Here is a 19,950-nt window from a genome sequence, read left to right as displayed (position 1 = left end):
GCAATTTGAGCGGCCTGCGAAAGGGGTTCGAATGTTCGATTTTGTCTTTGCCGTGATCGCGATCAGCCTTGGCGGCCCCTCTACGCCTTCGGACGGGGTAGGCCGACCGGATGCGCCGATGACGGTGCAGGCTCCGGCACGCCCTGCGGCCCCCGCCAGCCCGGCAGCGCCCCCGGCGCCGGCTGCCCCGCCGCCTGCATTCTACATGGATGCCGTGCCCTCCGGCTTGGTCGCCGAAGACCAGACACCCACGGGCCGTTTCACCACCGCCGCAGAGGTGCGGCCTATTCTGAACGCCACCCGCGGGAATTGGATCGCCGTGCGGGAGTATGATGGGCGAGACTTGCTCTATGTGACCCAACTGTGGAGCTGGCGCTGCGGGCTGGCCGCTATGGCAATCGCGGTGAACGACGCGCCGATGCGGAATCTGCCGATGCCGCCCTGTCACGATTTATTGCCGACGCCGAATGCGATTCTGGAGGGGGACCCGCAGCCTTATCTGACGTTTGATCTCGGGGCGGTTCAAAGGGTTCGGGTTCAACTGGTTTACGACGATCTGGGAATGGCGCTTGAGGGTTTTTTGCGGAGCGATGTGTTGATCCCGTGATGGCCATCGGGCCCGACATTGATTGGTCGCCACGAGCGCGCCTTAACTGCGCATACGAACTATCGCGAGGGGGGAGAAAGTGGTGGGCGACCCTGGAATCGAACCAGGCGTGCGTCTCCGCGAGGGAGTTACAGTCCCCTGCCACACCTTGCGGCCTGTCGCCCACTTTGTCCCGGTGCATTGCACCTGACGTGGGGGCGTGATTACAAGCGAGCCAAAGAAGCGTCAAGGCGAATTCCTGAGAAATCTTGGGGAAATCGCACGAAAGGATAAAGAGATGAAGAAACCCAAATGGGTCGTGCAAAAAGAGCAGGACAAGAAGGCCGAAGCGGCGCAGACGGTCTGGCTGTTCGGCCTGCATGCGGTGCGCGATGCGCTGATGAACCCGCGCCGTGAAAAATTGCAGTTGATGGTCACGCCGAACGCGCAGGCGAAGCTGGAAGAGGCCATCGTTGAGGCGGGAATCACGCCGCAGGTCGTGGACCCGCGCAAGTTCCGCCCGCCGCTCGATCCGAACTCGGTCCACCAAGGTGCCGTTCTGGAGGTGAAGCCGCTGAACTGGGGCCGATTGGAAGATGTGGCCATCGGTGATTCCGCGCCGCGGCTTTTGCTGCTCGACCGGGTGACCGATCCGCATAACGTCGGTGCGATCCTACGCTCTGCCGAAGTGCTTGGCGCCTCGGCGGTCATCGGCACCAAACATCATTCCGCGCCCGAGACCGGGGCGCTGGCCAAAACCGCCAGCGGTGCGCTGGAGCGCCAGCCCTATCTGAGGGTCCGCAACCTTGCCGATGCCATCCGGGCCTTGCAGGAGATGGGCTATCTGGTGCTGGGGCTTGATGGCGAGGCGACGCAGACCATCGAGGAAGCCGTCGAAGGCCGCCGTGACCGCCCTGTGGCGCTTGTTCTGGGGGCCGAGGGGCCGGGGCTGCGGGAGAAGACCCGCGAGACCGTAGACGCGCTGGTGCGGATTGATGCGGCGGGCGGTTTCGGCTCGCTCAACGTCTCCAACGCGGCGGCTATCGCGCTTTATGCCAGCCGGGTTGGCGGCTGAGAATCGGCAAGAACTGGCTCAAATTCGAACAGGGGGCAGGGCGGCTGGGCCCGGCCCCTTTGAAAACGGCTAAGGCTTCCTAAATTTAAAGGTGACCGCAGGCCCGGAACGCCTGCCGGCCACCTACTGTCCCTCGTTCCGTACCTTACGCCCCGTGTTCGTCATGGGGCGTTTTTTTATGTAGGGCTAGATACACAAAAGCCGCCCCGAAGGGCGGCTTTGCGTTTCCTACGGGGTGGTAGGATCAACCTGGAGCGGGCGAGGCGATTCGAACGCCCGACCCTAACCTTGGCAAGGTTATGCTCTACCCCTGAGCTACGCCCGCATCCGGTTGGTGAGGGGGGAATACCCATTCCCGCAGGGGGCTGCAAGGGGGAAATGTAGCGATCTGAGCGTCGCGCGGCAATTTTTTTCGGGAAGGTTTTGGGGGCGGAAAACACAAAGGGCCGCATCCGAAGATGCGACCCTGTGAAGTCCAGATGGAGCGGGCGAGGCGATTCGAACGCCCGACCCTAACCTTGGCAAGGTTATGCTCTACCCCTGAGCTACGCCCGCTTACCGTCTGGTGAGGGCGAGATACCTATTGGGGCGGGGGGCTTCAAGAGGGAAATGTGGTTTTTGGTGGAAAAATTTGCGTAAGGCGGGGGCTCTGCCCCCGGACCCCCGAGGGTATTTGAGAAAGGATGAAGTTGGAGGGGGGGGGCGGCTGTCAGAGGAGTGGGGGCAAAAGAAAAGGCCCCGCGGGAGAGCGGGGCCTTTGTGGTTTGGGTCAGCTTAGTGGCTGTGCTGCTTGTCCCAGTCTTCCTGTTTCGGAAGCTGCTCGAACGTGTGTTCGGGCGGCGGGCTGGGCAGGGTCCATTCCAGCGTATCTGCGAATTCGTTCCACGGGTTGTTTGCTGTGGAGCGCGCGCCGCGGGTCAGCGTGTAGGCCATCACCCCGAAGAAGAAGAGGAAGGAGGCGAAGCTGAGGAAGGCGCCGATCGAGGACCACTGGTTCCAGTAGGCAAATGCCTCCGGGTAGTCGATGTAGCGGCGCGGCATGCCCTGACGGCCCAGGAAGTGCTGCGGGAAGAAGGTCAGGTTGGCACCGATGAACATCGCCCAGAAGTGCAGCTTGCCGGCCCATTCGGGGTACATGCGGCCCGTCATCTTGGGCAGGTAGAAGTAGATGCCCGCGAAGATGGCGAAGACGGCGCCGAGCGACATCACGTAGTGGAAGTGCGCCACGACGTAGTAGGTGTCGTGATAGGCGCGGTCCACAGCGGCCTGGCTCAGCACGATGCCGGTGACGCCACCGACGGTGAAGAGGAACAGGAAGCCGAAGGCCCAGAGCATCGGTGTTTTGAACTCAATTGAGCCGCCCCACATGGTGGCGATCCAGCTAAACACCTTCACACCCGTCGGCACCGCGATGACCATGGTGGCCAGCATGAAGTAGGCCTGTTGGTTCAGGGTCATGCCCACGGTGTACATGTGGTGCGCCCAGACGACGAAGCCCAGAGCACCGATCGCGATGATCGCCCAGACCATCGGCAGGTAGCCGAAGACCGGTTTGCGCGAGAAGGTCGCGATGACGTGGGAGATGATGCCGAAGCCGGGCAGGATGATGATGTAGACTTCGGGGTGGCCGAAGAACCACAGGATGTGCTGGTAGAGGATCGGGTCACCGCCGCCTGCGGGGTCGAAGAAGGCGAAGCCGAAGTTGCGGTCCATCAAGAGCATGGTGATCGCGCCCGCCAAAACCGGCAGGGACAGGAGGATCAGCCAGCTTGTGACGAAGATCGACCACGCGAAGAGCGGCACTTTGAACAGCGTCATGCCGGGGGCACGCATGTTCAGGAAGGTGGTGATCATGTTGATCGCGCCGAGGATCGAGGAGGCACCGGAGACGTGCACCGCGAAGATCGCGAAGTCCATCGACATGCCCGCTTCGCGGACCGAAAGCGGCGGGTAGAGCACCCAGCCCACGCCGGAGCCGAGCTGGCCGTTGCCGCCGGGTGTCAGCAGCGAGCAGACCGCAAGCGTGGTGCCCGCGACATAGAGCCAGAAGCTGAGGTTGTTCATCCGCGGGAAGGCCATGTCCGGCGCGCCGATTTGCAGCGGCATGAAGTAGTTGCCGAAACCGCCGAAGAGCGCGGGAATCACGACGAAGAACATCATCAGGATGCCGTGGCCGGTGATCAGCACGTTCCACAGGTGGCCGTTTGGCGTACAGGCGGCAGAGCTATCCGCAATGAAACGCGCGCCTTCCATACACATGTATTGAACGCCCGGATCCATGAGCTCAAGGCGCATGTAGACGGTGAATGCCACCGAAATAAGACCGACCAAGGCCGAGACGATAAGGTACAGAATACCGATATCTTTGTGGTTGGTGGACATGAACCACCGGGTAAAGAACCCCCGGTCGTCGTGATGATCTTGGCCGTGAATGGCTGCGTCTGCCATGCGGTGCCTCCTGCAAATGAATTGGACACATGGCGCCATAGGCGGCACATGCGGTGTCGCGCCCGTTTTAGAGCGACCGTCTCGCGGGGGCAATGGGCGCGATGGTCGCAGGGTGGGTATTTTTTGCGCTGTGGCGATCGCCGTAAAATGCGGCCTTTGGGGCGCTTGGCGCGTGCTTTGCTGCTGTTAGGGGGTGATGTCGCAACTGCCGGTGGGGTCGCTGGCAAAGACCTCATCAAAGGTGGCGCGCAGGGCCAGATCGACATCGTCCATCGTGACGGGCAGGCCCAGATCGACCAGCGAGGTCACGCCGTGGTTCGTGATGCCGCAGGGAACGATGCCGCCAAAATGGCTGAGGTCCGGCTCCACATTGATGCTGATGCCGTGGAAGCTGACCCATTTGCGCAGCCTGATTCCAATGGCGGCGATCTTGTCTTCGGCGGGGCTGCCATCGGGCTGGGCGGGTTTCTCGGGCCGTTGCACCCAAACGCCGACGCGACCGGGGCGGATTTCGCCGCGCAGGTTGAATTGATCCAACGTGGCGATGACCCAATTTTCGAGCTGGCGCACGAAACAGCGCACATCGCGTCCCCGAGCGGCGACGTTGAGCATCACATAGGCCACACGCTGGCCCGGCCCGTGGTAGGTATACTGCCCACCGCGCCGGGTGGGGTAGACGGGAAAGCGGTCGGGCTCTGTCAGGTCTTCCACCCGCGCCGAGGTTCCGGCGGTGTAGAGCGGGGGATGTTCGACCAGCCAGATGCATTCCTCGGCCTCACCGGCGGCGATGGCGGTGGCACGCGCCTCCATCCACGCCTCGGCGCTGCGGTAATCGGTCAAGCCGTCGGTGATGATCCATTCAACCATGGGGATGCCTTAGCAAGACCCGCGCCGCACCGCCAGAGGCACAGTGTCAGGCGGCGGCGTCGCGTTCCTCCAAGACCTTGCGCAGGATTTGGGCATAGTTTTCTGCCCCCTGCGCCCCGGTGATCAGGTATTTGCCCTCGAAGATCATCGACGGCACGCCGGAGATGCCGCGCGAAGTCCAGAATTGCTGCGCTTCGCGCGTCTGTTCGGCAAAACTGCCGCTGCGGAGCACTTCGAGCGCTTCATCCCGGTCCAATCCGACGGAAGCGGCAACATCGGCGAGCACATCAGTGTCGTTCACATTGCGCCCTTGGGTGAAATGCGCGTCAAAAAGGGCCATCTTCAGCGGGTGTTGCAGCCCTTGGGCCTGCGCCCATGTCAGCAGTTGATGCGCGGCAAAGGTGTTTTGCATCCGCGTGTCGTCGGAAAAGTTGAAGGTAAAGCCCAAGTCTCGGCCCATCTGCGTTAGCCGTTTGCGATTTTCGACCGATTGGGCAGGGGTGGAGCCGTATTTCTCGGCCAGATGTTCGGCCATGTTCTGGCCTTCTGCTGGCATCTGCGGGTTCAACTCAAAGGGGTGCCAACGCACGTAGGCGCCGACGCCAACCGCGCCGAGTGCTTGCTCAAGTTGTTTGTAGCCCACGATACACCAAGGGCACATCACATCCGATACGATGTCGATTTGTACGGTGGCGGTATCTGCGGGGGTGGCGGTGTCTGCGGGCATGGCGTGTTCCTTCTTGCTTGCGTCACAGATGGCCCGCCGAACGCGCGCTTTCAACGGCTGAGCCGTCAGATTGTAGGGCGGTAAGGGGATTGTGATCGGGGGTGCGGCTGCGGAAAATCGAGGGCTGAACCCGCTTTCTGAAACGCATTGAAAAAATTTGCAGATTGCCTCTTCACAAGCCCTTGGTCTTTGGCTAAACCCCGCCCACCAACCATGGCGTGCGGTCGTGGCGGAATGGTAGACGCGCAGCGTTGAGGTCGCTGTGGGGTAACACCCGTGAGAGTTCGAGTCTCTCCGACCGCACCACCATGCTTTGCAATGCAAAGCGATGGTCGGACCCCCTGAAAGAAAAATCCTTTTTACCCTCGTCTCGGGGCGTGGTCAGCCTACAGTCTTGCTACGCGGTATCTTGCCGATTCCGCGCGTGACACCTGCGCGGGGCGGGGCAGACCGTTCTCATCGCGCGATTCCACCGGCAGAGTGTTTGCAGCCAAGGCGGCAATGCCGTTTAACGGTTGCTAAGAATAAGGCCCGTTTGGGCGGGCAAAGGAGAACCGGCGCGAAAACCGGGGTGACGAACGCAAGGAGGGTAGCGCGTGGCGCAACAAGGGCAGACTCAAGGGGCGGCGCTTTGTCTCGCTCTTGGACTACTTCTTGGCGGGGGGGCTGCGGCACAGGCGGCGGAACTGGCCATCACTGGCATCGCAGCGGATTCGGACCTCTATGCCACCCTGCGCGATGGGTCCTTGTTGGCCGAGCAGACCGATGAGGATGCCGAGCCTGCCACGCCGCAGGAATTGGTCGCCGCGGCGCAGGCCGATTACGGGCGGCTTTTGGCGCTGCTTTACGACAACGGGTATTTCGGGCCGACGCTCAAGATCACCTTGGATGGCGTCGATGCCGCCGCGATTCCTCCTGTGCAACCGCCGCGCCGCATCGACCGGGCCGTGATCACGGTAGACCCGGGGCCGAAGTTCCGCTTTGGCGCGACCCGCATCGCGCCCATAGCCCCGGGCACCGAGTTGCCGGACGGATTTGCCGCGGGGGAGACCGCGAGCCTTGGCGTGCTGAAGGAAACCGTCTCGGCCGGGGTCAGCGGTTGGCGTGACGTGGGCCACGCGAAAGCGGCATTGGCAGATCAAGATCTTGTGGCCAAACACCGCGAACGCCAGATCGACGCTGCCCTGCGGCTGGCCCCGGGGCCAAAGCTGCGCTTTGGCGCGCTGACTGTGACCGGCAACGAAGACGTGCGCACCGCGCGGCTGATCGAAATCGCAGGGCTGCCACAGGGGGAGGTCTTCTCGCCCGAAGAGTTGGAGCTGGCTACTGAACGGCTGCGCCGCACCGGCGCGTTCGACGCTGTGGCGCTCATCGAAGCGGATCGCATTGGCCCCAACGACACGCTGCCCATCACCGCGCAGGTGACCGAAGCGCCCAAGCGGCGCTTTGGCTTCGGTGCGGAACTGTCCTCGCTAGAAGGGCTGACGCTGAGCACTTTCTGGCTGCACCGCAATCTGTTGGGCGGGGCCGAACGTCTGCGCCTCTCGGCTGAGATCGAAGGCATCGGCGGCAATTCGGGGGGGGAGGACTATACGCTCTCTGCCCGGTTCGAACGTCCGGCGACCTTTAACGAAGATACCGATTTCTACGCGCTGGCCACGTTGGAACAGCTTGATGAGGTGAATTACTTCTCCCGCCAGTTGGATCTGGAGGCGGGGATCGAGCGGATTGCCAACCAGAACCGCACCTATTCCGCGGGTCTCGGCCTGCGCGTGGCTGAGACCGAGGATGCCTTCGGCACCAACCAATATACCCTGCTGACCCTGCCGCTGGGGGCGGAGTTCGACTACCGCGACAATGAGTTGGACGCGACCGATGGCTATTACATCGACGCCAGCATCACGCCTTTTGTGGCGCTCTCGGGCTCAGAAAGCGGGCTGCGGACCTATCTGGATGCACGCTACTACCGCAGCTTCGGGTCCGAACGCCCCGTGACACTGGCCTTCCGGGGGCAGCTTGGTTCGGTCGCGGGGCCGGACCTGTCGGAAGCCCCGGCGGATTACCTCTTTTACTCCGGCGGGGGCGGCAGCGTCCGCGGACAACCCTATCAAACGCTTGGGGTTGAGCTGCCGAGCGGCGACACCGTGGGCGGGCGCAGCTTTGTCGGGCTCTCGGCAGAGGCGCGCGTGGCCCTGACCGAAAAGATCGGCGTCGTGGGCTTTGCCGATGCGGGCTATATCGGGTCGGAGGAATTCTACGACGGATCAGGCACTTGGCACTCCGGCGCAGGTCTGGGGCTGCGCTATGCTACGGGCATCGGGCCGATCCGGCTGGACGTGGCCGTGCCCACATCGGGGCCAGAAGTGGATGAAGATTTCCAAGTCTATATCGGGATTGGACAGGCGTTTTAATGCGACAGTTTTTGCAGATCCTCACCGCCAGCCTTGTCTATCTGGCATGCCTCACAGCGGCTGCCGCACAGGATGACGACAAGGGCTTTCTCACCCGGACCATTCAAGACGCGCTGAGCGGCGCGGGCCGCACCGTCAGCATCGACGGATTCGCAGGGGCGCTGAGTTCGGAGGCCTCCTTTGACCGGATGACGATTGCGGATGACGATGGCATCTGGCTGACGCTTGACGATGTGGTGCTGGATTGGAACCGTTCGGCCCTGCTGCGCGGACGGCTTGAGGTCGAGCAACTCACCGCCGGGCGGCTCGATGTCGAGCGTCTGCCGGCCAGCAATGAAGTCGATCTGCCCGATGCCGAGGCCAAACCCTTTTCCTTGCCCGATCTGCCTGTCTCCATCGAAATTGCGGATTTCTCGGTGGATGAGATCAATTTGGGCGAGCCGATCTTGGGCGAGGCGGCGCAGCTTTCGGTAAGCGCCAATGCACGGCTGACCGATACGGTCGGCATCGTCGATTTTCAGGCCCGCCGCACTGATGGCAAACGGGGCGAGTTCGACATTCAGGCCGATTTTGACCGCACCGAAAATGTGCTGGACCTGTTGTTGAACCTGACCGAAGACCCCGAAGGCATCGCGTCGAAACTGCTGAACCTGCCGGGGCAGCCTTCGGTGCAGATGACCGTCGAAGGCGCAGGGCCGCTGGATGATTTCGCGACCGATGTGACCATCGCCACCGATGGGCAAGAGCGTTTGGCGGGGCAGGTGACCCTTGGCACGCAGGCCCCACGCCGCGCCAGCGATACACCGGACCGCCGCATTCAAGCCGATATCGGCGGCGACATCACTGCGCTGCTCGCCCCGCGCTACCGCGACTTCTTCGGCGAGGACGTGCGGCTTGCGCTGGATGCGCTGCTGGAAAGCAACGGTGCGGTAGAGGTCAGCAGCTTTGCCCTTGCCGCGAATTCCGTCGATCTGCAGGGGCAGGTCACGTTGAACCAAGAGAAATGGCCGACGCTGATCGACATCTCAGGCCGGATCGCAAACCCCGATGGCACCTCGACCCTTCTGCCGATCTCGGGTGAGGGCACACGGGTCGAAGCCGTGACCCTGCGGGTGGATTACGATGCCGCCGATGGCGACCGTTTCGACAGCGCATTCGACATCACCGGGCTGGACACGGGCGCGCTGCAAATCGCGCAGACCCAACTGGCGCTCGACGGTATTCTCGAAGGCAACCTTGGCAGTCTGGGGCAATTCCTCGGCGATGTGACCTTTGCAACCGAGGGGCTGACGCTGACCGATCCGGCAAGTGCCGAGGCCATCGGCGATGCGATCACCGGCAGCGCCGAGATCCGCTTTGTCGAAGGTGAACCGATTGAGATCAACGGGCTGACCCTATCGGGCGAAGACTATGGCCTCACCGGCGAAGCCGCGATCGACGGGGTCGACACTGGGCTGCTCACCCAGTTGAAGATGACGCTCGAAGCCCAAGATATCAGCCGCTTTTCCGCGCTGGCGGGCCGCGATATCGCGGGGGCCACGGCGCTGGCGCTGAACGGCACGGTCACACCTTTGGGCGGCATGTTCGATCTGGCGTTTGCTGGGGGGACCGATGACCTTGAGATCGGGATCGAACAGGCCGATGCGGTTCTCGCGGGGCGGACCAGCCTTAGCATGGTGGCGAAACGCAACGAGACGGGGACTTTCCTGCGCGATCTTGAGTTAAAGAACGATGCGCTGGACCTGACCGGCGATGTAGAACTGCGGAGCGAAGGCAGCCGCGCGGCCTTGGACTTCACGCTCGCCGATGTTGGGTTGGTGCTGCCGCAATACGAAGGTCCCATCGCGGTCAAGGCCACAGCGGTGCAAGAGCCGCGCGGCTGGGTTGTCGACGCGGTCACCGATGGCCCCTATGACGCGGCGCTGACCGTCTCGGGCTTGGCCACGGGCGAGGATGCGCAGATCGACTTCACCGCCGATATCCCCAGGATCGAAGATTTCCTGCCCGAGGCGGATATCACCGGCCCGGTCACCGCCAAGGGCGCATTGCGCCAGACGCCGCAGGGGTGGGAAATCGACACCGAAGCCAGCGGCCCGTTGGAGGCGCAGGCCTCGGTCGAAGGGTTGGTCACGCCGCGCGTCGATGTGGCCTTTGACCTGTCGCTGCCCGATATCCAATCCCTCGTCCCGCAGATCAACGGCGGGGTCGCGGCCAGCGGCACGCTGGAGCAGACCGAACAGGGGGTTGTCGTCGATACCATTGCAAACGGCCCCTACGACAGCCGCGTCGCGGTCGAAGGCTTGGCGACGGGGCCTGACATGGCGCTGCGCTTTGACCTGACCTTGCCGGATGTCAGCCCGCTGGCCCCCGGGGTGAACGGGCCGCTGGCGGCGCAAGGCACGGTGCGGCAGCAGGAGAGCGGCATTGCCGTGGATGTCGCCGCGAGTGGCCCCTATGGCAGCAGCGCCGTGGTTGAGGGGCTGGCCACCGGCCCGAATATGGCGCTCAGCTTTGACCTCTCAGTGCCCGACGTCAGCCCCCTCGCACCCGGTGTGAACGGCCCGCTTTCGGCCACGGGCGACATCCGTCAGACCGATGACGGAATCGCCGTGGATGTCAGCGCCGATGGTCCCTATGGCAGCAGCGCCATGGTCGAAGGGCTGGTGACCGGAGAGGTCTCTCTGCGGTTCGACGTCTCGGTGCCCAACGTGAACCCGCTGGTGCCCAGCGTCTCAGGCTCTTTCGCGGCCAACGGCGTGGCGCGTCAGACCGAAAACGGCGTGGTCCTCGATGCCAGCGCCAGCGGCCCCTACGGCGCGCGGGCGACGGTCGAAGGTTTGGTCACCGGCCCCAATGCGGCTGTCGATTTCCAGTTGAACATGCCCGACATCGGCGCCTTGGTGGAGCAAGTGAACGGCCCGCTCAGCGTCGCAGGCTCGGCCCGGCGCGAGGGGGAGGCCTGGCGCATCGACACCAGTGCCAATGGCCCCGCAGGCACGCAGGCGACTGTGGCAGGGCTGGTGAACCCCGATGGGACGCTGAACCTCGATATCGCGGGCAATGCGCCGCTGGGGTTGTCGCGTCCCTTCCTCGCCCCGCGCAATTTGCAAGGCCAAGCGCGGTTCGATTTGCAGATCAACGGACCGGCGGCGCTGTCGTCGGTCAGCGGGCGCATCACCACCAGCGGCGCGACCTTCACCGCGCCGAACCTGCGGGTGGCGCTGCGGGGGATCGACGCGGATGTTCAGCTTGGGGGCAATCGGGCGCAGCTCAATGTGACCGGTCAGGCCGTCGATGGCGGAGAGCTGCGCGTGGCGGGGGCGATCACCCTGACACCGGCGCTGCCTGCGGATATCAGCGTCACCCTGCGCAACCTCGTCTATGCGGACCCGAGCCTTTATAGCACCACGTTGAACGGTGATTTGCGGCTTGCCGGGCCGTTGAGCGGGGGGGCGCAGATTACCGGGGTGATCAACGCGGGCGAGACGAATATTCAGGTGCCCGCGACGGGGCTGACCTCGATCGGGGACATCCCGCAGATCACCCAAGTCAACGCGCCTGCCGATGTGCTGGCGACCCGCCGCAAGGCCGGTTTGGAGGGCGCGGATGCCGGGGATGACCCTACTGAGGATGCCTCCGGCCCCGGTTTCGGACTGGACCTGCAACTCAACGCGCCGAACCGGATTTACGTCCGGGGCCGCGGGCTGGATGCGGAACTGGGCGGCGCGCTGAACCTCAGCGGCACCACCAACCGCATCATCTCGGCCGGGCGGTTCGAGTTGATCCGCGGGCGGCTCGATATCTTGGGCAAACGCTTCTTGCTCGACGAAGGGTCGATCCAGTTTCAGGGCGATTTCATCCCCTATATCCGGTTCGTCACCTCGACCGATACCGAAGCGGGGGAGGTGCGTGTCATCGTGAGCGGCCCGGCGAATGAGCCTGAGGTCACTTTCGAATCCACCCCCGCCGCGCCGCAGGACGAGGTGCTGTCGCAGCTGCTCTTTGGGCGCAACATCTCGGAAATCTCGGCCTTTCAGGCGCTGCAATTGGCCAGTGCAGTGGCGACCCTCGCAGGCCGCGGCGGCGACGGGGTGATCGGCAACCTGCGTGAGGGCTTCGGCCTCGACGATCTGGATGTGACCACCACGGAGGATGGCGAGACTGCGCTGCGGCTGGGGAAATACCTGACCGACAACATCTATACCGATGTGACGGCGGCTTCGGATGGCACGGGGGAGGTGTCGCTCAACCTCGATATCACCGAAAGCCTGACGGCCAAGGGCACACTTGGCTCGGACGGCGACAGCAGCATCGGCATCTTCTTCGAGCGGGACTATTAATTGAAAGGGGCGCCTTACGGGGCGCCCTTTTTCTTATCTGTCGTCGCGGGGGGTGAAGTGGCCGTAACGGCCTTGGTCGAACATCAAGCCCGCCGCCCCATCCTCGCGCAAAGCGACCTGTTGCACATGGCCCAAGATCAGCGAATGATCGCCCGCCGGATGCACGGCATAGGTCGCGCAGTGAAACCGGGCGAGGCAGCCTGCGAAAGTGGGCACACCGGCGGCGTCCTCCGTCCAATCGAAACCAGAGAAATCATGGCCTTGGCTTGCGAAACGCTGGGCCAAACCCTCTTGATCCGCGCCCAAAACGTGAATGCAAAAGGACGCCGCCGAGGTGAAACTGTCGTGCCGTTTGGAAGAGATCGCAGGCGACCACAGCACCAAAGGCGGGTCGAGCGAGACCGAGGCAAAGGAATTCGCAGTCATCCCCAAGGGGCCTTGGGCAGTTTTCACGGTCACCACGGTCACGCCGGTGCCGAAACGCCCGAAGGCACGGCGCAGCGCCGGGGCATCGCCGCTGTCGGGCGAGAAGGGGATCAGATCATCACTCATAGCGACAAGCGGTGCCATGTGGCGGCTGATTTGTCCAGCGGTGCCGGGGCGTTGCGCATCGGCCCCCGTGCGCGGATTTTCGCGCCCGCGGTTGGGCCGAGGAACCGCTGCCAAGGCCCGGCGTTGGGCCAGCGATGAGAGGCATCATCGGCCCCAACCGGTGTCGATGCTGGCTGTCTGAAAGGGGCGGCGCAGGAGGTCTGCGCCGTCTGTCCAAGGCACCCGAATGCCGTTCACAGCAGAAAAGGCGCGTCTCGTCGCGCCGGAAAGTGACAAAGATGATGCATGCAAGCAAACTCACCCTCGGCGCGGCCCTTCTGAGCGCCACCGCCTTCGGCTCCACCGCGATGGCCGATGACAATGAGACCGTCGACCACGTCGAGATCGGCTCCCTGTCTTGCGATGTGGGCGAGGGCACTGGCTTCGTTTTCGGCTCCGCCCGTGAGCTGACCTGCACCTTCAACCCCATCCAAGAAGGTCTCGAAGATGAGACCTATGTGGGCGAGATCAACCGCTGGGGCGTCGATATCGGCAAAACCGAGAACGGCCAGATGTCATGGCTGGTGCTGGCCCCGACCGAGCAGGAATATTCCGAAGGCGGGCTGAACGGTAGCTACAAAGGCGTTTCCGCCGAGGCGACCGTCGGTGTCGGCGCGGGGGCCAACCTGATGACGGGTGGTTCCGAGAACACATTGGCGCTTCAGCCGCTGAGCGTGAATACCCAGAGCGGCGTGAACTTTGCCGTGGGCGTGGGTGAGATCAACCTTCAGCGCGTCGAAGGCTAAACCCGCGCGAAAACGTTTGAAATGATGATCTGGGCCGTCCCTTGGGGGCGGCCCATTTCTATGTGAGAGGCGTCAGAGCTTGGTCAGCCGGTCCCCACGGCGAACGGTGCCGTCCTGCACGATTTTGCACAGAACGCCGCGCAATCGATGCGGGCGGTTTTCCTTTCGGTTGATCCACCGCAGGCTGTCTTGGCCATAGCGATCGCGCCATTTGATGCAGCCGGTGTTGAACTTGTCGCTCACCTCCAGCACTGCAGACCCGGCTTGAAGGCGCGTGCCGACGGGCAGGTTCTCATGGCCAAGGTCCATGTCCACGATCATCGTATCGCCGGGGTGCGGCGTGTTTGCCCGGTCGCGCCAGCAGAGGTCCATCACGCGTTTGGGCAGGATGGAGACCTGTATCCGCGGATCGGGGCTGCCGTCGGGCAGGGTTAGCCAAGGTTTCTCGGTCCAACGTTCGCCAAGGATGCCTTGGGCCACGGTCAGATCCAGTTCATCACGGAAATCCCGCTCCCCGTAATCGGGGCGAAAGCAAAGTTCTTCGATCACGGCGCCATCCTTGGGCGCGGCGAGGATATCCGGGAGGGCGGCGTCACATTCCGCAGCGGAGGCGGGCGGCGGCACTTGGGGGGCTGTTTGGTCCATGTCTCTCTTTCTCATGCAACGCGGCGCGGGGGCAGGTAGCCGCCCGCGCCGCGCAGCGTGTCAGCGGTTCATGCGGTTGCCGATCAGATCGTCCACCACGCCGGGGTCCGCCAGCGTCGAGGTGTCGCCCAACGCGCCGTAATCATCCTCGGCGATCTTGCGCAGGATGCGGCGCATGATCTTGCCCGAACGTGTTTTTGGCAGGCCCGGTGCCCATTGGATCAGATCGGGCGAGGCGATGGGGCCGATCTCTTGCCGAACCCAATTGCGCAACTCGGCCCGCAACTCTTCGGAAGGCGCCTCACCGCTCATCAAGGTGACATAGCAATAGATGCCTTGGCCTTTGACGTCATGCGGGTAGCCGACCACGGCGGCTTCGGCCACTTTGTCATGGGCGACGAGGGCGCTTTCCACTTCGGCGGTGCCCATGCGGTGGCCCGAGACGTTGATCACATCGTCAACGCGGCCCGTGATCCAGTAGTCGCCATCGGCATCGCGTTTGCAGCCGTCGCCGGTGAAGTAATAGCCCGGGTAATCGGCGAAATAGGTCTTTTCGAACCTTTCGTGATCTCCCCAGACCGTGCGCATCTGCCCCGGCCAGCTGTCGGCGATGCAGAGCACGCCCTCAGCGGGGTTGCCCTCGATCTCTTGACCCGATGTTGGGTCCAGCACCACCGGTTTGACGCCGAAGAAGGGTTTCATCGCGGCCCCCGGTTTCATGTCATGCGCGCCGGGCAGGGGGGTCATCAGATGGCCGCCGGTCTCGGTCTGCCACCACGTGTCGACAATGGGGCAGCGGTTCTGGCCGACGACCTCATGATACCAGTTCCACGCCTCGGGGTTGATCGGCTCGCCCACGGTGCCAAGAATGCGCAGCGAGGACAGATCGCTTTTGGTCACATAGTCATTGCCTTGCCCCATCAGCGCGCGGATCGCGGTGGGGGCGGTGTAGAACTGCGTGACTTTGTGCTTTTCGCAGACCTGCCAGAAACGGCTGGCATCGGGGTAGGTGGGCACGCCTTCGAACATCAGCGTGGTGGCACCATTGGCGAGCGGGCCGTAGACGATATAGCTGTGCCCGGTGACCCAGCCCACATCCGCCGTGCACCAGTAGATGTCACCGTCGTGGTAATCGAACGTCACCTCATGGGTCAGCGCCGCATAGGTGATATAGCCGCCGGTGGTATGGACCACGCCCTTGGGCTGACCGGTGGAGCCTGAGGTGTAAAGGATGAAAAGCGGGTCTTCGGCGCCCATCGCCTCCGCTTCGCAGGTCTCGGCGGCATCCTTGATCAGTGCGTTGTAATCACGGTCGCGGGCATCATCCCATGCCACGTCACCGCCCGTGCGGCGCACCACGAGGCATTGCACGGACGCATCGCATTGCGCCAACGCCTTGTCGGCATTGGCCTTGAGCGGCGTGGCCTTGCCGCCGCGCGGCGCTTCATCCGCGGTGATCACCACCTTCGCCTCGCAGCCGTTCACCCGCGCGGCCAAAGCATCGGGGGAGAAGCCTGCGAAAACGATCGAGTGAATCGCCCCGATCCGCGCGCAGGCCAGCATGGCATAGGCGGCTTCGGGGATCATCGGCATATAGATGATCACGCGGTCGCCTTTGCCCACGCCGAGATCACGCAGCACATTGGCCATGCGGCAGGTGGCGCTGTGAAGTTCGCGGTAGCTGATGTGCTTGGCCTCATCCTCGGGGCTGTCCGGCTCCCAGATGATCGCGGTCTGATCGCCGCGCGCCTCAAGGTGGCGGTCGATGCAATTGGCGCTGACGTTCAGCTCGCCATCCGCGAACCAATTGATGCTGACCGACCCAAGATCGAAGTTCACGTCGCGCACTTGGGTGAAGGGTTTGATCCAGTCGATCCGCTGCGCCTGTTCGCGCCAGAACCCATCGGTGTCGGTGACCGATGCTTGGTACATCTTGTCATAGGTCTGCGCGTCCACATGGGCCCGGGCGGCCATGTCGGCGGATGGCGGATAGGTCTTGGCGGTGGCGTCGGACATGGTGGTTCCTCCCTTGATGTTCGCATCGCCACGGGGCGCGGGTCACAGCCGGCTTCCGTGGCGTCCTCCTCAGCCGGATCATAGCGGCCCGTGAAAAGAAGGGAATAAGCAACTGGATTACAAGGGCTTGCCTGTAAAGGTTTTTCCCGAAGGGGGCGAATTCTGTAAATTTTCCGCTTGCCCCCGGTGATTGGTACGATTTTTCAAAGCCTTGCCAGTCAAACTTGGCGCAACTGTCTTGCCGCTGTCGTATTTGCGCGGCATGACGGGGTTGGCAGGCCAGCCCCCGCGGGGTAGCCTGTGCGCCAATCCGCCCACCCAAGGGCGGCAACTATGGGAGAGAGCCATCATGAAAAATCTGCTAAGCGGTGCCGCCGCCTGTGCGCTGAGTGTCGCGTTTGTAAGCGAAGCAGCCGCGACCGAATGGAACGCCTCGGTCTGGGGCAAGCGCCGCGCCTTCACCGAACATGTGGAAAAGATTGCCGAACTGGTCTCTGAGAAGACCGACGGTGAATTCACCATCAACGTCAGCTACGGCGGCCTGTCCAAGAACCGCGAAAACCTCGATGGTATCTCCATCGGCGCTTTCGAGATGGCCCAGTTCTGCGCCGGCTACCACGCCGATAAGAACCGCGCGATCACCGTGCTGGAACTGCCGTTTCTGGGGGTGAGCAACCTTGAAGAGGAAGTCGCGGTTTCCAAAGCGGTCTATGACCACCCCGCCGTCGCCAAGGAGATGGCGCAGTGGAACGCGAAAATGCTGATGACCTCGCCCATGCCGCAGTACAACCTTGTCGGCACCGGCGATCCGCGCACCACGCTGGAAGATTTCGACGGCATGCGCGTGCGTGCCACCGGCGGTCTGGGCAAAGCCTTTGAAGCTGTCGGCGCCGTGCCCACATCCGTGACCGCGACCGAAGCCTATAACGCGATGGAATCGGGTGTCGTTGACACCGTGGCCTTCGCCCAGCACGCGCATCTGTCCTTTGGCACCATCAACAAGGCCGACTGGTGGACCGCGAACCTCAACCCCGGCACCGTGAACTGCCCCGTCGTGGTGAACATCGACGCCTATGAGATGCTGAGCGACGAAGAGCGTGAAGCGCTCGACAGCTCGGTCGATGAGGCGCTGGATCACTACCTCGCCAACTATGCGGAACTGCTGGAGAAATGGGATTCCGTTCTCGAAGAAAAAGGCGTGGAGAAGGTTGAGTATTCCCCCGAAGTTATCGCCGAGTTCAAAGAGAAAGCCGCCGATCCCGCGCGCGAAGCATGGATCGAGAACATGGAAGCGCAGGGCATCCCGGGTCAGGAACTCTATGACCTCGTGATGGAGACGCTGGAAAAAGAGCGCGCCTCGAACTAAGCCCAGCCGGGCATGACTGTGAGGGCCGTGCGGATTGACCGCGCGGCCCTTTCGACTTCCAAAACGCAACAAACAGACTTTCTGAAAAGGAGAGCCGATGGCCGGATCATCCGCCGTGCTGGAGGACAGCAGCCTCCTCAGCCGCCTCGACCGGGGCCTGCTGAAGCTGGAAACCTTCTTTGCCCTGATCTCGGGGCTTGCCGTTTTCTCACTGATGATACTGGCCGTCTGGTCCGTGGGGGGGCGCAAGTTCTTTTCCACGCCGCTGGCGGGCTATGTCGACTGGATCGAAGCGGCGATGCCTTTCATCGCCATCATGGGCATCGCCTATACCCAACGGATGGGCGGCCATGTGCGCATGGACATCCTGATCGGCCAGCTGAAGGGCCGCGCGCTTTGGGCGGCGGAACTGCTGTCGGTGGTGCTGATCCTTTTGCTGATGCTGGCGCTGACATGGGGCGCTTGGGCGCATTTCGACCGCAGCTTTGACATGAACGCCCCGATGTGGAGCCGCGACAGTTCGATCGACATCGGCCTGCCGATCTGGCCCAGCAAACTGGTGGTGCCGCTGGCTTTCGTCGTGATCTCTCTGCGGCTTTGCCTGCAAATTTGGGGCTATGGCCGGGCCTTGGTGCTGGGGCTGGAACGCCCCGTGGCCGTGCCGCTGGTGCAATCGGCGGCGGAACAAGCAATGGCCGAGGCCGAACAACTGGATGGACGTGACTGATGGATCCTATTGAAATCGGCCTTTGGGTCTCGGGCGGTATGCTCGTCATGGTGGTGCTTGGCATGCGGGTCGCCTTTGCCGCGGCCATGGCTGGGCTTGTCGGCCTGATCTGGATTTTCTGGGCCAAGAAGGGCATGGAGTGGGACCAGCTTGGCTGGGCGCTGACCGTGGCGATCAAGACCGCGGGCCAAGTGCCGCACTCTAAGGTATCGAGCCAGACACTCTCGCTGATCCCGACCTTCATCCTGATCGGCTTTTTGGCCTATTATGCGGGCCTGACCAAGGCGATCTTTGAGGCGGCGAAACGTTGGTTCGCTTGGGTGCCGGGCGGTCTGGCGGTCTCGACCGTTTTCGCCACGGCGGGCTTTGCGGCGGTGTCGGGCGCATCGGTCGCCACGGCGGCGGTTTTCGCCCGCATCGCCATCCCCGAGATGCTCAAGATCGGCTATAACAAGCAATTCGCGGCCGGTGTTGTGGCCGCTGGTGGCACGCTGGCCTCATTGATTCCGCCTTCGGCGATCCTCGTGATCTACGCGATCATCGTTGAGCAGGACGTGGGCAAGTTGCTGCTCGCGGGCTTTATCCCGGGTGCCTTCTCGGCGGTGGTCTATGCGGTGTTGATCATCGGCATCGCGATGATCTGGAAAAGCGTCGGCCCGCCGGTGCGCGGCTTTACATGGGGCGAACGCTTTGCCTCGCTTCCCGCCGCGATGCCGATTGTTGCCGTGGTCGTGATCATCATCTTTTTCGTCTACAACCCCTTCGGCGACGCTTGGGGCACCCCGACCGAGGGCGGGGCCGTGGGCGCCTTTATCGTCTTCTGCATGGCCGTCTTCCGTGGCATGCGGCTGGCCGAGTTGAAGGACGCGCTGCTAGAGACCGCGAAGTTGACGGTGATGATCTTCACCATCATCTGGGGCGTGCTGATCTATGTGCGCTTCCTTGGCTTCGCCGATCTGCCGGGCGCTTTCGCCGATTGGATTTCCTCGCTCGAAACCTCGCCGATGCTGATCCTGATCTGCATCCTCTTGGCCTATGCGGTGCTGGGGATGTTCATGGACGCCATCGGGATGCTGCTGCTGACGTTGCCGGTGGTCTATCCGGCGGTCATGGCGCTTAACGGGGGCGAGATGGTCTCGGCCGCCGACAGTGCCTTTGGCATGTCGGGTCCGATGTGCGCGATTTGGTTCGGGATTCTGGTGGTGAAGATGGCGGAGTTCTGTCTGATCACCCCGCCCATCGGCCTGAACTGCTTTGTCGTCGCGGGCGTGCGCCCCGACCTCAGCGTGCAGGATGTGTTCCGCGGCGTGATGCCCTTCTTCGTCGCCGACGCGGTCACCATCGGCCTCTTGGTCGCGTTCCCGCAGATCGTGCTCTGGCTGCCGTCCCTCGCGGGGTAAGCGGC

General features: G+C 63.1%; 14 protein-coding genes and 4 tRNA genes. 9 read left to right on the top strand and 9 right to left on the bottom strand.

Going from position 1 to position 19,950, the window contains the following annotated elements; genetic code table 11:
• The first annotated feature begins 31 nt into the window (after positions 1 to 31).
• A complete protein-coding gene (locus HKX24_RS07980) occupies positions 32 to 607 on the top strand; it encodes a hypothetical protein (protein WP_271691702.1) in 576 nt (191 codons plus the stop codon).
• An 80-nt stretch (positions 608 to 687) separates the two neighbouring features.
• On the opposite strand, the gene HKX24_RS07975 is transcribed toward HKX24_RS07980, so the two are convergent.
• Positions 688 to 771 (bottom strand) — tRNA-Tyr (locus HKX24_RS07975).
• A 113-nt stretch (positions 772 to 884) separates the two neighbouring features.
• Between HKX24_RS07975 and rlmB the strand changes: the two genes are divergently transcribed.
• Entirely contained in the window at positions 885 to 1,661 is a 777-nt protein-coding gene (gene rlmB, locus HKX24_RS07970) for a 23S rRNA (guanosine(2251)-2'-O)-methyltransferase RlmB (RefSeq protein ID WP_271691701.1), read from the top strand.
• 250 nt (positions 1,662 to 1,911) lie between these two features.
• Here the strand turns inward: rlmB and HKX24_RS07965 are convergent.
• From HKX24_RS07965 to HKX24_RS07945, 5 genes are all read right to left on the bottom strand, one after another.
• Positions 1,912 to 1,986: transfer RNA gene (locus HKX24_RS07965), tRNA-Gly, on the bottom strand.
• A 155-nt stretch (positions 1,987 to 2,141) separates the two neighbouring features.
• Positions 2,142 to 2,216 (bottom strand) — tRNA-Gly (locus HKX24_RS07960).
• A gap of 219 nt (positions 2,217 to 2,435) precedes the next feature.
• Entirely contained in the window at positions 2,436 to 4,109 is a 1,674-nt protein-coding gene (gene ctaD, locus HKX24_RS07955) for a cytochrome c oxidase subunit I (RefSeq protein WP_067261244.1), read from the bottom strand.
• Between the two features lie 186 nt (positions 4,110 to 4,295).
• Positions 4,296 to 4,976 (bottom strand): lipoyl(octanoyl) transferase LipB, encoded by a 681-nt coding sequence (gene lipB, locus HKX24_RS07950; protein WP_271691699.1) that lies wholly within the window; start codon positions 4,974 to 4,976, stop codon positions 4,296 to 4,298.
• Positions 4,977 to 5,022: 46 nt separating this feature from the next.
• Positions 5,023 to 5,703, bottom strand: a complete 681-nt coding sequence (locus tag HKX24_RS07945) for a DsbA family oxidoreductase (protein WP_271691698.1) — start codon at positions 5,701 to 5,703, stop codon at positions 5,023 to 5,025.
• Between the two features lie 220 nt (positions 5,704 to 5,923).
• Between HKX24_RS07945 and HKX24_RS07940 the strand changes: the two genes are divergently transcribed.
• The 3 genes from HKX24_RS07940 (at position 5,924) to HKX24_RS07930 (ending at position 12,454) form a co-directional block, all read left to right on the top strand.
• Positions 5,924 to 6,009 (top strand) — tRNA-Leu (locus HKX24_RS07940).
• A 290-nt stretch (positions 6,010 to 6,299) separates the two neighbouring features.
• Positions 6,300 to 8,114 (top strand): autotransporter assembly complex family protein, encoded by a 1,815-nt coding sequence (locus HKX24_RS07935; RefSeq protein ID WP_271691697.1) that lies wholly within the window; start codon positions 6,300 to 6,302, stop codon positions 8,112 to 8,114.
• Entirely contained in the window at positions 8,114 to 12,454 is a 4,341-nt protein-coding gene (locus tag HKX24_RS07930) for a translocation/assembly module TamB domain-containing protein (RefSeq protein ID WP_271691696.1), read from the top strand. The genes HKX24_RS07935 and HKX24_RS07930 overlap by 1 nt, the downstream gene beginning before the upstream one ends.
• Positions 12,455 to 12,487: 33 nt before the next feature.
• Here HKX24_RS07930 and HKX24_RS07925 read toward each other — a convergent pair whose 3' ends face one another.
• On the bottom strand, positions 12,488 to 13,006 hold the full coding sequence (locus tag HKX24_RS07925; RefSeq protein WP_271691694.1) for a flavin reductase family protein: 519 nt from the start codon (positions 13,004 to 13,006) through the stop codon (positions 12,488 to 12,490).
• A 278-nt stretch (positions 13,007 to 13,284) separates the two neighbouring features.
• On the opposite strand from HKX24_RS07925, the gene HKX24_RS07920 reads away from it, so the two are divergent.
• Positions 13,285 to 13,791, top strand: a complete 507-nt coding sequence (locus tag HKX24_RS07920; RefSeq protein WP_271691693.1) for a DUF992 domain-containing protein — start codon at positions 13,285 to 13,287, stop codon at positions 13,789 to 13,791.
• A gap of 72 nt (positions 13,792 to 13,863) precedes the next feature.
• On the opposite strand, the gene HKX24_RS07915 is transcribed toward HKX24_RS07920, so the two are convergent.
• On the bottom strand, positions 13,864 to 14,436 hold the full coding sequence (locus HKX24_RS07915) for a hypothetical protein (RefSeq protein WP_271691692.1): 573 nt from the start codon (positions 14,434 to 14,436) through the stop codon (positions 13,864 to 13,866).
• 60 nt (positions 14,437 to 14,496) lie between these two features.
• Positions 14,497 to 16,452, bottom strand: a complete 1,956-nt coding sequence (acs, locus tag HKX24_RS07910; RefSeq protein WP_271691691.1) for an acetate--CoA ligase — start codon at positions 16,450 to 16,452, stop codon at positions 14,497 to 14,499.
• Positions 16,453 to 16,801: 349 nt separating this feature from the next.
• Here acs and HKX24_RS07905 point away from each other — a divergent pair, with 349 nt between their 5' ends.
• The 3 genes from HKX24_RS07905 (at position 16,802) to HKX24_RS07895 (ending at position 19,945) form a co-directional block, all read left to right on the top strand.
• Positions 16,802 to 17,818: a C4-dicarboxylate TRAP transporter substrate-binding protein gene (locus HKX24_RS07905; RefSeq protein ID WP_271691689.1), complete on the top strand. Its 1,017-nt coding sequence runs from the start codon at positions 16,802 to 16,804 to the stop codon at positions 17,816 to 17,818.
• 97 nt (positions 17,819 to 17,915) lie between these two features.
• Positions 17,916 to 18,545, top strand: coding sequence for a TRAP transporter small permease (locus HKX24_RS07900; protein WP_067260512.1), 630 nt, complete (start codon positions 17,916 to 17,918; stop codon positions 18,543 to 18,545).
• Positions 18,545 to 19,945, top strand: coding sequence for a TRAP transporter large permease (locus HKX24_RS07895; protein WP_271691688.1), 1,401 nt, complete (start codon positions 18,545 to 18,547; stop codon positions 19,943 to 19,945). Before HKX24_RS07900 ends, HKX24_RS07895 begins: the two co-directional genes overlap by 1 nt.
• Positions 19,946 to 19,950 lie beyond the last annotated feature (5 nt).

Source organism: Sulfitobacter sp. M85, assembly GCF_029285915.1.
GTDB classification, from domain to species: Bacteria; Pseudomonadota; Alphaproteobacteria; order Rhodobacterales; family Rhodobacteraceae; genus Sulfitobacter; species Sulfitobacter faviae.
The sequence above is the reverse complement of the archived record's forward strand: the minus strand, read 5'-3'. Positions and strand labels throughout refer to the sequence as shown.